This window comes from Thalassoroseus pseudoceratinae (assembly GCF_011634775.1).
Classification (GTDB): Bacteria; Planctomycetota; Planctomycetia; order Planctomycetales; family Planctomycetaceae; genus Thalassoroseus; species Thalassoroseus pseudoceratinae.
In genome coordinates, this window is the sequence record NZ_JAALXT010000006.1 from 401092 (window position 1) to 414552 (window position 13461).

9 protein-coding genes are annotated in these 13461 nt (G+C 56.4%); 5 read left to right on the top strand and 4 right to left on the bottom strand.

Annotated features, from left to right (window positions below; genetic code table 11):
• Positions 1-24: 24 nt before the first annotated feature.
• Positions 25-411, bottom strand: a complete 387-nt coding sequence (locus tag G6R38_RS22130; protein WP_206028678.1) for a rhodanese-like domain-containing protein — start codon at positions 409-411, stop codon at positions 25-27.
• Positions 412-503: 92 nt separating this feature from the next.
• Positions 504-695 (bottom strand): hypothetical protein, encoded by a 192-nt coding sequence (locus tag G6R38_RS22135; protein WP_166830947.1) that lies wholly within the window; start codon positions 693-695, stop codon positions 504-506.
• 251 nt (positions 696-946) lie between these two features.
• Here G6R38_RS22135 and G6R38_RS22140 point away from each other — a divergent pair, with 251 nt between their 5' ends.
• The 4 genes from G6R38_RS22140 to G6R38_RS22155 all read left to right on the top strand — a co-directional run bounded on the left by G6R38_RS22140 (position 947) and on the right by G6R38_RS22155 (position 7553).
• Positions 947-2329 carry a sulfatase-like hydrolase/transferase gene (locus G6R38_RS22140; protein ID WP_166830948.1) on the top strand — a complete coding sequence of 461 codons (1383 nt, stop codon included), beginning with the start codon at positions 947-949 and terminating at the stop codon, positions 2327-2329.
• Positions 2330-2338: 9 nt separating this feature from the next.
• On the top strand, positions 2339-4654 hold the full coding sequence (locus G6R38_RS22145; RefSeq protein ID WP_166830949.1) for a DUF5682 family protein: 2316 nt from the start codon (positions 2339-2341) through the stop codon (positions 4652-4654).
• The gene (locus G6R38_RS22150; protein ID WP_166830950.1) at positions 4638-5846 is read left to right on the top strand and encodes a VWA domain-containing protein; all 1209 of its coding nucleotides are present in this window, start codon (positions 4638-4640) and stop codon (positions 5844-5846) included. The genes G6R38_RS22145 and G6R38_RS22150 overlap by 17 nt, the downstream gene beginning before the upstream one ends.
• Positions 5847-5960: 114 nt before the next feature.
• A complete protein-coding gene (locus G6R38_RS22155) occupies positions 5961-7553 on the top strand; it encodes a hypothetical protein (RefSeq protein WP_166830951.1) in 1593 nt (530 codons plus the stop codon).
• Positions 7554-7621: 68 nt separating this feature from the next.
• Here G6R38_RS22155 and G6R38_RS22160 read toward each other — a convergent pair whose 3' ends face one another.
• Both G6R38_RS22160 and G6R38_RS22165 read right to left on the bottom strand, forming a co-directional pair.
• A complete protein-coding gene (locus G6R38_RS22160; protein ID WP_166830952.1) occupies positions 7622-10267 on the bottom strand; it encodes a secretin N-terminal domain-containing protein in 2646 nt (881 codons plus the stop codon).
• Positions 10268-10507: 240 nt separating this feature from the next.
• Positions 10508-11509, bottom strand: coding sequence for a DUF1559 domain-containing protein (locus tag G6R38_RS22165; RefSeq protein ID WP_166830953.1), 1002 nt, complete (start codon positions 11507-11509; stop codon positions 10508-10510).
• 234 nt (positions 11510-11743) lie between these two features.
• On the opposite strand from G6R38_RS22165, the gene G6R38_RS22170 reads away from it, so the two are divergent.
• Positions 11744-13402 (top strand): acetolactate synthase large subunit, encoded by a 1659-nt coding sequence (locus G6R38_RS22170; RefSeq protein WP_166830954.1) that lies wholly within the window; start codon positions 11744-11746, stop codon positions 13400-13402.
• The last annotated feature ends 59 nt before the right edge of the window (positions 13403-13461 follow it).

A 13461-nucleotide genomic window follows, 5' to 3' on the forward strand; every position in this document is an offset into this window, starting at 1 on the left:
CAGGCGAGATGCGGTAGCGGCGGTCTAGAAGCGGTCTTTAACGTCGTCGTATCCACCACCGTTTTCGACGTTGGTGTAGCCGAGTTCTTCTAACGCGGACTTGGCTTTTCCGGCTCGTCCGCCGACGGCACAATATAGAACGATTTTGGCGTCTTTATCGGTTGTGACTTCCGAGATTCGATCTGCAATCTCAGTATGGGGAATGTGCACCGCTTGCTCGACGTGACCCGAGTCCCATTCCGACTCGCTCCGAACATCAATCACAACGACTTCGTCGGAGGCGTCTGTTGCAGACTCAGCGACAGCGGGTGAAGGCGTTTGTTCGCTCTCCGATGCGGTGTCAACGGGAGGCGGATCGTTCGCACAACCAATGGTGGCGGTCATCACAATGATGAGGGCAATTCGTCTCATACGTTCGTCGTGCTTTCGATCGGAATAAACGACTGAGCTCTCATATCCGGCACAGTCGTGTGCAACCGCCGACAGTTGTGGCATCAAACCACTTAACCCGGCAGTGCCCAATCATATCGTGCCAGAGACAATACCAGCAACACAATCGCCCCCAACGTCGCGGCTACGGCAATCAGTTGCAAAGATGTGAGCACTGTTTCCGGCGGTTTGGGTCGGCTTTCCTTTTCCGGTTTGCTCCGACGACTTGTCTGACTCGAGCCGTTGTCGTCGATTAATTCGGACATCGTATGAAGCCCCACAGTGTGGTGAAATTGTTGAAATTTGACAACATAGTATACCTGACGGTTTCGGACGAGCAAATTCTTTTTCGAGGGAGCCAAACCGTTGCCATAAAATCGAAATCGATAACCGGTGCCACTATGTTGTTCGCCCTCCGCCCACGCGATTCGGGACCAAGTTGACCTGATGATGCGATAACCGGATACTCAATTCACATATCTTGTCCCCCGGCACACCGCCCGATTGGAGATTCCTCATGCGTCTCGGGAGAGAACACCACCTCGGATTCCATCAGCGTCACGTGATGCTACTGCTCATCGCCGCCACATTGATCGTCTGGAACCGCCCCGCAAGTTCGAGCGTCGCCGCCGAGAAAAATCAACGCCCGAACATCGTGCTCATCATGGCCGACGACATGGGTTATGAGTGCGTAGGGGCGAACGGGTCGAAGTTTTACAGCACGCCGAATCTTGATCGGTTAGCCGCCGAGGGCATGCGGTTCGAGCATTGTTATTCCCAACCGATTTGCACACCCTCGCGGGTGCAGATCATGACGGGCCGGTACAACTCGCGGAATTACGTGCGGTTCGGGTTGTTGCATCCCAATGAGATCACGTTCGCGAATGTCCTCAAGGACGCCGGTTACAAAACATGCATCGCAGGCAAGTGGCAACTCGAAGGCGGATTTAAAGGCCCGAACAAGTTCGGCTTTGACGAGTATTGTCTTTGGCAACTCACACGGCGGCCATGTCGCTATCCGAATCCCGGCGTCGAAGTCAACGGCAAGACCCTCGACTACACCGATGGCGAATACGGACCGGATATCGTCAGCGATTATCTGGTCGACTTCATCCAGCGTCACAAGGACGAAACGTTCTTGGCGTATTATCCGATGATTCTCCCGCATTGGCCGTTCCAACCCACCCCCGATTCCGACGATTGGGACCCGACCGAAACCAAAGAGTGGCCACGCAAGAAGTGGAACCGCAAACACTTCAAGGACATGGTCGCCTACACGGACAAGATGGTCGGCAAGATCGATCAGGCATTGAAAACCGCTGGCGTGCGGGAGAATACGTTGTTGATCTTCACTTGTGACAACGGCACATACGAGATGATCAAGTCACCGTTCCAAGGCCGCGATTACAAAGGCGGCAAAGGCACCACGCCGAACGCGGGAACTCACGTGCCGATGATCGCGAGTTGGCCTGGCACGATTCAACCGGGCACCGTCTCGCAAGACTTGATCGACTTCAGCGATTTGTTGCCGACGCTCGCCGAAGCCGCCGGTGCCAGTTCAAAAATTCCGCAGGATCGTACGATCGATGGCCGCAGTTTCCTCCCGCAACTCAAAGGCAACGAGGGCAACCCGCGGGACTGGGTCTTCTGCTGGTACGAACGCAACGGCAAACGCGAAGGCAACAACGTCAAACGCTACGCCCGCAACCAAACCTACAAACTCTATCACGACGGTCGCTTCTACAATGTCCCTGCGGACGAACTCGAAAAACGCAACCTGAAGCCCGGTGAGATCGACACCGAAACCAAAGCGGTTCGTCAGGAATTGCGAGCGGTTCTTGATAAACTCGTTGCGGAGGAATCGGAGTACTCCTACGGCAAAGTCCCGAAGAAAAAGTAGTTCCATGCCATGAACCTTCACCTCTTCGGAATTCGGCATCACGGTCCCGGTTGTGCGCGGAGTTTACGGGCGGCTTTGGAGGAGTTGCAGCCGGATGTCGTCGTGATGGAAGGCCCAGCGGATGCGGTAGACGCATTGGAACTGGCGGCTCATCCAGAGATAAAACCGCCGGTGGCGATGCTGATCTATCCGCCCGATGAACCCGCGCGAGCGGTTTACTTTCCGCTAACGGTGTTTTCGCCCGAATGGCAAACGCTGCGGTGGGCATCCGAGAACAAGGTGCCGGTCCGGTTGATGGACCTGCCACAATCACATCACTTTGCCCTCGCAAAAACAGCCGAGGAAGAACTGGCGAAACGGATCGCTGAGGAAACGCCATCCGAAGGCACCGACGAGACATCGGAAACACAGACCGAACCAACCGAACGAACTTGGCGAGCCGATCCGTTGGCCTTGCTTGCCGAGGCGGCGGGGTATCAGGATCATGAGATGTGGTGGGAGGAGCAAATCGAACGTCGTTCCGATGCGACCGGTTTGTTCGCCGCCATTCTCGAAGCGATGCGAACCGTCCGCGAAGAGTTCGACGAAACCCGCGAACGCGATCTGCTCCGCGAAGCCTATATGCGAAAAACATTGCGGGAGGTGTTGAAGGAGAAACCGGAGCGAATTGCGGTCGTTTGCGGAGCGTGGCATACCCCGGTGCTCGACGAAGACGCCTTGAACGGAAAACGGACCGGTCTCAAGAAATCCGATGATGCCAAGTTGCTCAAAGGTTTACCGAAGCTGAAAACGAAAGCGACGTGGATTCCTTGGACGCATTCACGCCTCAGTTACCAAAGCGGTTACGGTGCGGGTGTCCGGTCACCGGGTTGGTATGCTCATCTGTGGAATTCGCAAGAAACCGCCGGGACACGCTGGATCGCCACCACCGCACGGTTGCTAAGAGACCGCGATTTAGACGCATCCTCGGCGAGTGTCATCGAAGCGGTGCGATTGGCCGACGCGCTCGCGGCCATGCGAGAGTTGCGATCACCGGGACTCGCCGAACTCAACGATGCCGTGCAGACGGTTCTCTGTCACGGCGACGCCACACCGATGCGGCTGATTCGACGGAAACTCGAAATCGGCGACATGCTTGGCGAAGTCCCTGAAGACACGCCCGCCGTCCCGTTGGCCCAAGATTTAGCTCGGTTGCAGAAGTCACTTCGACTCAAACCAACGAGCGAAAACCGTGTGTTGGATCTTGATCTCCGCAAAGAAAACCACCTCGCCCGCAGTCACCTGCTGCATCGCCTGCATAGTATTGGAATCCCGTGGGGACACATCGAACAAACCGGCGGTCGAGTTTCCACGTTCCATGAAGTCTGGCGGATCGAATGGCAACCGGAGTTTGCGGTCGCGATCATCGAAGCCAACGTCTGGGGCAACACCGTCGAAGCCGCCGCCACCGCAAAGATGGTTCAAACCAGTACCGACGCGAATGATCTTTCCGTAGTGACAAACCTGCTCGATCAAGCCATTCTCGCCGGTTTGGATGCCGCCACGGAACCGCTGCTCGATCGCATCCAAACGATGGCGGCGGTCGGAGCCGATGTCCGTCATCTCATGCATGCCATGCCGCCGTTGGCCCGAGTCGCGCGGTACAGTGATGTGCGAGGCACGCGAGCGGAACAGATCGAGCCGATTCTAGTTGGCATCTTTGAACGCATCACGGTCGGTCTGGCTCCCGCGTGTGCGTCACTCGACGACGATGCCGCCGAACGGATGCTGACGGGCATCGGGCATGTCAACGAGTCGCTCGACACGATCGCCAAAACCGACCAGACCGATGAATGGCAGCAATGTTTGCGACGGTTGATGACGCGAAACATCCATCCACTGTTGCGAGGTTGGTGCGTGCGAGTCTTGTTGGAGAAAGCGGCCATCACCGATGACGAACTCGATACCCTCGCCCGCCGTGCCCTTTCGTCAGCCAACCCGCCCGATGCGTGTGCCCACTGGGTGACGGGGCTGTTACGCGGGAGCGGATTGCTGTTGCTGCACCAAGACAGCGTGTGGCGTGTGTTCGACCGTTGGCTGTCCGGTTTGGATGCGGAGACGTTTATCGAAATGTTGCCGATGATTCGCCGGGCGTTCGCAGACTTCTCCAGCCCGGAACGCCGGCAAATGGGCGAGAAGGTGAAACATCTCGCGACCGACTCCGCATCAGAAAAACCGGCCACCACCGCAACGGAATCCGCCACACTCAACACCGAACGAGCCCGAAAAGTGCTGCCGGTGTTGGCCCACATTTTGGGAGTGAAATACGATGCCACCGATCAGTAACGATGAGCGTCTGCGTCGCTGGCGAATGGTACTCGGCAAGTCGGCGGAGTGTGGAGGAAACCGGGGACGCGGCGGTTCGGCAGCCGATGGCGAAGGTCTGCCCAGGGGGCTTGATGGTGACGACTTGCAGATGGATCACGTCCTCGAAGCCCTTTACGATTCCGATCGCTCGGCCGGTTTGGGAAGTTCCAGCCCAAACGTGAATCGTTGGCTCGGGGACATTCGGCGGTATTTTTCCAAGTCCGTCGTGCAGGTGATGCAGAAAGACGCCCTTGAGCGACTGAACTTGCACCAAATGTTGTTGGAGCCGGAAACGCTCGAAACCGTCGAAGCCAACGTGCATTTGGTGGGCACATTGCTCACGCTCAAGAACGTCATTCCCAACAAAACGAAGGAAACCGCTCGGCAGGTCGTACAGAAAGTCGTGGCCGACTTGGAACGCCGACTGCGAAATCCGATGACCGAAGCCGTCCGCGGTGCGATCAGTAAAGCGACACGCACTTCACGACCAAAGGCCGGTGAAATCGATTGGCACCGCACGATCAAGAAGAACTTGCACAACTATCTGCCCGATCGTGGCACGATCATCGCCGAACGGCTCGTCGGATACGGACGCAAACAATCCTCGCTCCGCGATATCGTATTGTGTATCGACCAAAGCGGTTCGATGGCGACTTCGATTGTGTATTCCAGCATCTTCGGAGCGGTGTTGGCGACGTTGCGAGCCGTTTCCACGCGGCTGGTTGTGTTTGATACCGAGGTCGTCGACCTCACTGATCAGCTGCAAGACCCAGTCGATGTGCTCTTCGGCACACAACTTGGCGGCGGAACGGATATCAATCGGGCGGTGCGGTATTGTCGGGGTCACATCACGCGACCGTCACAGACCATCTTCGTATTGATTTCCGATCTCTACGAAGGCGGTATCGCGGCGGACTTGCTGCGTCAGACGGCCGAAATGGTCGCCAGTGGAGTGAACATGGTCTGTCTCCTGGCTCTCAGTGATGACGGCACACCCTGTTACGATGAAAAGCTCGCCGCCCAGATGACCGCCCTGGGTGCCCCCAGTTTTGCGTGTACGCCGGACCTGTTCCCCTCGATGATGGCTACCGCGATCCAAAAGCAAGACATGCACACCTGGGCCGCCAAGAACGATGTCGTCATCCGAACCGGGGCCACGGCGGAACTGTAATCCTCCGGCATCTCACGGTGGTTGATCGAAAAACTAGACAAATTGGCGATCCGCACCGGTCTGTTCCCCGATGCCGCCGGTATTTGAGTCCATTTTGCGAACAGGGAGTTGCCCATGCGAATGCGTTCCGCGATTGCAGCCGGAATTCTGTTGACGTCATCAATCGGCTGGGCTGCCGACGGAGACAACACCCCGGCTCCGGAATTCACCAAGGCGGGGATCAAACTCTCGAAGGAAACCACGTACTTCACCGAGCCGGTTCGCGAAGACGGCACTGTGGATTACGTGGCGGCATTGAACGCGAAATTCGGTGAAGGCGTGACACCGGAAAACAATGCCGCCGTGCTGATCTGGCAGTTGATCGGCTACCGCGACGATTTGACCGAAGCTTACAACGAGCGACTTGCAAAGCGGCTTGGCATCGAATCTCTGCCCAGCGAAGGAACGTTTCTCGTCGGTATTGATGACTTCGTGAAATCTCTGCCCGCTGGGCAACGCCCCGACGAACTCGATCGAATTTACGAGAACCAAGGGCATGCAATGGATCGACCATGGTCGCCGAAACAGTTTCCGGTGATCAATCAATGGATCGATGCAAACCAAGAACCGTTGACGTTGGTCCTCGAAGCGACCAAACGGGAACGATATTTTAGTCCGCTGGTCAGTTCCGACGATCGCGAAAATGTGATCACGACCTTCCTGCCGATGATACAAGAGTGCCGAGCCATCGCCCGATTGCTTTCAGCGCGAGCGATGCGGTCACTCGGCGAATCGGATTTCGACGCCGCCACACGAGACCTGCTCGCCAGCCACCGATTGGGACGGATGGTGGGCCAAGGTCCGACCATCATTGAAGCACTCGTCGGCATTGCGATCGACAGTATTGCCAGCGATGCCGACCAGGCCTTGATCGCGTCGCCGAAATTCGGTGAGAAACAACTTATCGCATATCGCGAGCAACTCCAGTCGCTCCCGCCGTTGCCGCTCATGCGTGAGAAAATCGATCTCGGCGAACGCAGCCTCAGTCTGGACGCCATTCAACTTCTGGCAATCGAAGGTCCGCAAGGACTGCAAATGATCGGCGATGGTGCACCGGATGAAGGCATCATGGGGAACATCGCTGAGTTCTTCATGAAGAATGGCGTGGATTGGAATTTGGTGCTCACGCGGTTCAACAAGCTCTATGATCGGCTGACGAGCTTGCTGCAAATCAAAAACCGGGCCGCACGTATCGCGGCCATCAACGCCTTCAACGAGGAAATGAAGAAACGCCGGGGCGAAGTTCAGAACCTCAATCCGCTAAAGATGCTCTTCGGCAAGGGCATCCGTGCTAGCGTGACGGAAGGGATGAGTGTCATCTTGGAAAGTCTGCTCATTCCTGCGGTTCTCCAGGCTCACAAGGCAGAAGAGCGGCAAACAATGAAGGCAGAGGTCACACAAATCGGCTTCGCAATCGCCGCCTACCAACGCGAGCACGGTGAATACCCGCAATCACTTGCCGACTTAAAACCGAAGTTCTTCGCAGAGGTCCCGCAAGACCTGTTCAGCGGCAAACCACTGATCTACCAACGGACGCCAGACGGTTTTCTACTGTATAGCATTGGTGAGAACGAGACAGACGACAATGGGGTCTTCGACTACACCGGCGACATCGAAAAAGACGATCTCGCCGTGCGAATCCCATTGCCCAAAGACGACGCGAATTAACTTCCCACCGTACGTAAAAAAGCCCGCTGTGTGTTAGCAGCGGGCTTTTGTCATCTCAGTCGAGAACATCAATTTCGGTTGCGACGGCGATTGGATGTACTAGGCCGGCGGGAACGGTTGCTGCTGTTGGTACGAGAACGCGTCACGGTTCCGGCCGTCGTGGAACTGACGGAAATTCGCGGTGAAAGATCATCAAGCGCCATGCCAAGTTCGGCGGCTCCGATGTTTTCCAGTTCGACGATTCGCATTTGCGGACGGGACTCGTAAGCTGCGGCGTCACGGGCGGCGACGACTTCCTTGATCTGCTCGAACAACTGTTCGTTGCAAGACACCAAAAGCTCGCTGGTGTTGGTGTCGACGGCGAGCGTCAGTCGAATGCCCGGCGGACGAAGCCCTTTCTGGCTGTTGTTCGCCTGACTCACGAGGACACGGCGTTCGTCGTCATCACCTCGGTCGTCGTCCCGACGACGTGCCTGCATTTGGGCGGCAGGATCGACCATGAAGTCCTTGTAGAGTTCACGAATCATCTCAGCGACCGCGGTCAAATCGGCGTGTTCGACGGGAATTGCTCGTGGCACACGGTCACGCATGGACTCGGGAAGTTCCGTGGTATCGAGGAACTCCAAGAACCGCTCTGCCTGATCAAGTTCCTGCTCGGTCCCGCTGATGAACAGGGCGTTCGTGCGGGAGTCGGGAATGATTCGCATGACCGGTTGGCCGTAATAACTGGATTCCAAACCGTACGTTGGTCCGACGAGCGGCGTGGTGGATTGCCCGCGCAGAAGTTCGGCGAGTTGATCGCCCACGTCCTCCGCAGCGGCGGCACGCAGATAAAACACCGTCCAATCGGTTTCCGGCGGGAGTTGCCGAAGAAACTCGCGAACGGTGTCCTCAACTTCATCGAGTGCTTTCCCGTCGTTCGAGTACATCAGCAATTCGCCGTCGCGAACTTCGATCGTCACCCGTTGCCGTCGCGATTGCTTTGCATTCTCGGCTTTTGCTTTCTCCTCGTTCAGCACGTTGACGTTCTGCGTTGTTTGCATGGCGGTCTGCGTACGAGTTTCTGGACGACACTCGCGGGAACTACAGGCGGAGTCTTCGACGGATGCCATCCATTGATCGTCCGATGCCACCGCGTTTTGCAAGGATGCGGCATCACGATCCACTCGGATACGGGAGCTGTCTTTCTTGTCGTCGTCACGACGTGTGCTGCGTGTCGATCGAGAAGGCACAACGACCCGAATTGGATTTTCGAATTCACGATCGTCCGAAAGCAATTCTTCCACCGCACGGGCAACGCGTTCGCCGTTGCTGCCGGTCAGGGAGACTTTGCGGAATCGGCTGCCGGTGCTCGCGGGTGTAGTGGCGGTCCCGGTCTCACCGTACGCCAAGAGCATCTGTTTAATCTCGGTCATTTGTCCGCCGGTGGCTCGGATCACGAGCGAACGGGAAAGCGGTTCGGGACGGATGACAGGGCGATCGTCCCGGTCTTCGTTCTCGAACAACGAGGTCAGCATCTCACTGACTTGATACGGATCGGTCTTGGTCAACTGAATCACTTCCAAACCACTGCCAAAACCGTCACTGTCGATGATGCGAATGAGTTTTTCGACTTCCGCATGTTCACGCGGCGTGGCGAGAACGTGGATGGAATCGTGGCGGCCGTCTTCATTGATGACTACACCCGGCATCACCGCGTCCACGGTTTCTGCAACGTCGTCCTCGTCGGCATCTTTGACTTTGTAGACTCGCAGCACCGGCGTGGTGTCGTTGAGTGCCAGCGGATTGCCATCTGGCGGTGGCACATCGATCGACTGCAAAATGTTCTCGACCAACTTGATCGCCGCCGGCGTCGCCGTCACGAGCAGCGTGTTGGTTTGCCCCAAAGCCGACACCTTCATGTTCATCGCCATCGTCTGCAACAACGGGGTTGGCTGAGGAGTGCGGTTTCGGTCGTCGTCCCGTCCGCGGGATCGGCTGGAATAATAGGCGTTTCGGCGGGCAATCGACGCTTGATATGGATTGCCGCCAAGACCGAACAGATTTTGAATCTGCCGTTCGGCATCAGTCGCGGAAATGTTCTTGAGCGGGAACGATCGGAACGTCAATTCGTCATCGGCGGCAGGGACAATGGCATCATCGAGCAGTGCAACCACTTCCCGCAGACTGCGTCCAAACCCTTGAATGACGAGCGATTCCGAAGCATCCAATGCAGACGCCTTCCCATGCGGGCCGAGCACTGTTTGAACTTGCTCGACCAGTTCGCTGGGGGTGAGCCCTTGCAGTTTCACGACGATGCGAATGAGTTCATTGCTGCCGTACTCATTCAATCGAGACGCGGGCACGGTTGGAATGAGATTCGGCAGAATCGGATTGTCGGTCTTCAAGACGGCGAGGAATTCATCGCGTCGAAGTGTGACGAACCCACGCGGCAACAGATATCCGTTAAGAACGTCCAACGCCTCGACGATGGTTTGCTCGCGTTCGCTGACGTAGTTGAACGTCCCGGTTGGGGGGTCGGTCAGATCGAGCGTGAGGTCGGCTTTCTCCGCGAACCAACTCAGCACACCTGGCCACGGTGCTTCTCGGAAATTGAACGTGACGGTTTCCGCCGCCCGATTCTCTTCGGTCGTCGATTCGACTTCGGCATGGGCAGACGCTGCTGTGAGAAGGATGAATCCCAGAAGGACATTCTGTGCGAGGGATTGAGTCATTGATCATCCAAACCACGAGTGCCGACTGAGGATGTCGTCAACTCGCCTGACTAGGAGGGACCGCGATCGCAATACCGAGTGGCAATGACTCAGCTTGCTTTCCATTCACGGTGTGAAACGGACTGGCAGTTTTTGTCGTCTGAAGACGCGTCTTGGTGACGCATCTACGGTTATTGTTACATGATTGCCAGCCGATTTCGATGCCATTTGGCCAAATTCGGTACAGAATATGCAAACTGTTCAGTCTTTGTCGACAACTTCACCGCCATTACGGGTACACAGAGCCCGGAACATCGGCAAGCCGATCTGGTCGGTAATCACGCGGGTCGAGCCGTCCATCAGCAAAAAATTGCAACCGGCCTCGTGCGGACCGTTGAAAGTTGCAGGACTACTCGTAAGACCGTTCGGCGGGCCCGAGCGGGCGTGAACGAGGATTGCAGTGATCGGCGGTCGCCATTTGTAGCACGGCGGATCTGTGGGCGGGTTGAAATTCGGTTGCGGTGGATTGGTTTGGTTGTAGACGATGCTTTGCGTGGGCACGACACCCGTCCAAGTGCTTTCCACAAAGCGGCTCATGCGTTCGCCGATGCCGATGGTATTCGATGTCCCGTCGGTGATGTCCGCCACCCGAACTCGACTATTCCGATGGAACACGCCGTTGAACGGCTGATATTCATAGGCACCATAGTTCGGATCGGTGCTGTTCCCCCCACCAAGCGAACCGACATAACTACAGACAGCCGCATCAGTCAAATTCGTGAGTGATCCGGAGTCCGCAGGCGGATTGCCACACGTAGTGACTTGAATCACGCGGCCATCGGTATCGCTGGGGCACAGATACGTCGTGACGGATTGCTGACGGACATCGGCATTCTCCGGAGCAGCAATCGGCAAATCGAAGCGGATTTGCTCGTGGAGATTTTCCTGCTCAAGTTGCGGCAACATGAGGGCGAAGAAACTCCAACCAGGCCCCTGCTCCTGCGGAAAACTACGAGTGTTACCGGTCGTGTAGCTCCAATTCGGATCGTCCAACACCGAAATGAAACCCGAGGGAAAGGAACCGTGACTACTGTGATAGCTGTGCAGTGCAATTCCCATTTGCTTGAGGTTGTTCATGCACTGCATCCGTCGCGCCGCTTCACGGGCTTGTTGCACCGCCGGGAGCAGAAGCGCAATCAGAATCGCGATGATGGCAATCACAACTAACAGTTCAATCAATGTAAAACCACGACGACTTTTCATCGATCCATCCACCTCAAGTTGCACGGCTATGCCATTTGAAGATTCCCATTCTAGCGTCCGGACGCAAATTGTTCGAGCACAACATTTTACTAAAAACCGACGGAATCGTGGTTACGGTGGAAATCCGCTCCGGTGGGGTGTAATCTGCCTCGACGAGTGAACGCGCTCTTTGTTGTTCAACGCCATCTCGACGCTCTGCACTCTCTCAACTCACATCTCCAAGGAAGCGATGTCATGAAAGCCAGCGATCTGTTCGTGAAATGTCTGGAAACTGAAGGGATTGAATACATTTTCGGCGTGCCCGGCGAAGAGAACGCCGACTTCATGATTTCCCTGGATGCCTCGGACAAGATCAAGTTCATTCTGACTCGTCACGAACAAGGGGCCGCGTTCATGGCGGAAGTGTATGGCCGCCTCACCGGCAACCCTGCTGGAGCGCTCGGCACACTCGGACCGGGAGCGACCAACCTGATCACCGGTGTCGCCGACGCCAACATGGACCGTGCCCCGATGCTTGTGCTGACCGGGCAAGGCGATTCCGAACGGCTTCACAAAGAATCGCACCAAGTGATGGATGTGGTCGCGATGTTCCGCCCCGTCACCAAATGGGCTCAGACGGTTTACCATCCGGACAACATCCCCGAGATCGTCCGCAAATCGGTCCGGTTGGCTCGGACCGAGAAACCGGGGGCGTGTCATATCGAGTTGCCGGAAGACATCGCTGAAAAAGACGCCACGACCGAGCCAATCGAAGTTCGTAAGTTCCGCCGTCCCGTGCCCGATGACAAAATCGTCGACCGAGCTTGGGAAGCGATTCGGACCGCGAAACGCCCCCTGATCTTGGCCGGAAACGGCACGATCCGTCGCCGAGCCAGTAAGCAACTCCGCAACTTCGTCGAAAAAACCGGCATCGGCGTGCTCAGCACGTTCATGGCCAAAGGTTGTATCGACATGGATGCCGACGAATGCTGCTACACCGTTGGTCTGCAAGCTCGCGATCATGGAGCCTGTGCCATCGAGGCGGCCGATGTCGTCATTTCCATTGGTTATGACATGGTCGAATATCACCCGCGATTGTGGAATGCCGACAACACTCACAAGCTGGTCCACCTCGACTTCATTCCGGCGGAAATCGACGAAGATTACCGAATTGATGTGGAAGTCGTCGGCGATTTGGCTCACACGTTGTGGATGCTCAACGAACGTGTTGACGCGTTTGGTCCGGAGAATCTCGATTACGACCACTCGCACGCCCGACATGCTCGCGAAGCGATGAAGAAGGACCTCGACGAGTACGCCAACGACGATTCCGTCGGCAAAATTAAACCGCAGAAAGCGCTCGCCGATGCCCGGAAAGTTCTCGGACCGCATGACGTGCTGCTATCCGATGTGGGTGCTCACAAAATGTGGATCGCTCGGCATTACCAATGTCATGAGCCGAACACATGCCTGATTCCGAACGGTTTTTGCTCGATGGGTTTCGCGTTGCCCGGTGGAATCGCAGCGTGCTTGGTTCATCCGGACCGACGAATTCTTTCGGTCTGCGGCGACGCCGGTTTCATGATGAACGTGCAGGAGATGGAAACCGCTCGGCGTCTCAATGTGAACCTGACCGTGATGGTCTGGGTCGATAACGCATACGGTTTGATCGCCTGGAAGCAAGACAACACTTTCGGCCGCCACACCGATCTCGATTTCGGCAACCCCGACTTCGTCAAACTCGCTGAGGCCTTCGGTTGGAAAGGTCACTTCTGCGACGACAGCACGAAACTCGCGGATGTTTTGGAGCAATCTTTCCAAGAAGACGGCCCCAGCTTGGTCGCTGTTCCGATCGACTACGAAGAAAACGGCAAACTGACCGAACGCCTCGGGAACATCTCCTGCCCAATCTGATTTGTCGGCAACAAACCCAACAATCCAGAAGCCCGACGCTCAAACGGCGTTGGGCTTTT

Excerpts from the sequence above, each read along its gene's own strand:
- G6R38_RS22155 (WP_166830951.1), top strand. The coding sequence starts at position 5,961 with ATGCGAATGCGTTCCGCGATTGCAGCCGGAATTCTGTTGACGTCATCA.
- G6R38_RS22145 (WP_166830949.1), top strand. The coding sequence starts at position 2,339 with ATGAACCTTCACCTCTTCGGAATTCGGCATCACGGTCCCGGTTGTGCG.
- G6R38_RS22150 (WP_166830950.1), top strand. The coding sequence starts at position 4,638 with ATGCCACCGATCAGTAACGATGAGCGTCTGCGTCGCTGGCGAATGGTA.
- G6R38_RS22160 (WP_166830952.1), bottom strand. The coding sequence starts at position 10,267 with ATGACTCAATCCCTCGCACAGAATGTCCTTCTGGGATTCATCCTTCTC.
- G6R38_RS22165 (WP_166830953.1), bottom strand. The coding sequence starts at position 11,509 with ATGAAAAGTCGTCGTGGTTTTACATTGATTGAACTGTTAGTTGTGATT.
- G6R38_RS22170 (WP_166830954.1), top strand. The coding sequence starts at position 11,744 with ATGAAAGCCAGCGATCTGTTCGTGAAATGTCTGGAAACTGAAGGGATT.
- G6R38_RS22130 (WP_206028678.1), bottom strand. The coding sequence starts at position 411 with ATGAGACGAATTGCCCTCATCATTGTGATGACCGCCACCATTGGTTGT.
- G6R38_RS22140 (WP_166830948.1), top strand. The coding sequence starts at position 947 with ATGCGTCTCGGGAGAGAACACCACCTCGGATTCCATCAGCGTCACGTG.
- G6R38_RS22135 (WP_166830947.1), bottom strand. The coding sequence starts at position 695 with ATGTCCGAATTAATCGACGACAACGGCTCGAGTCAGACAAGTCGTCGG.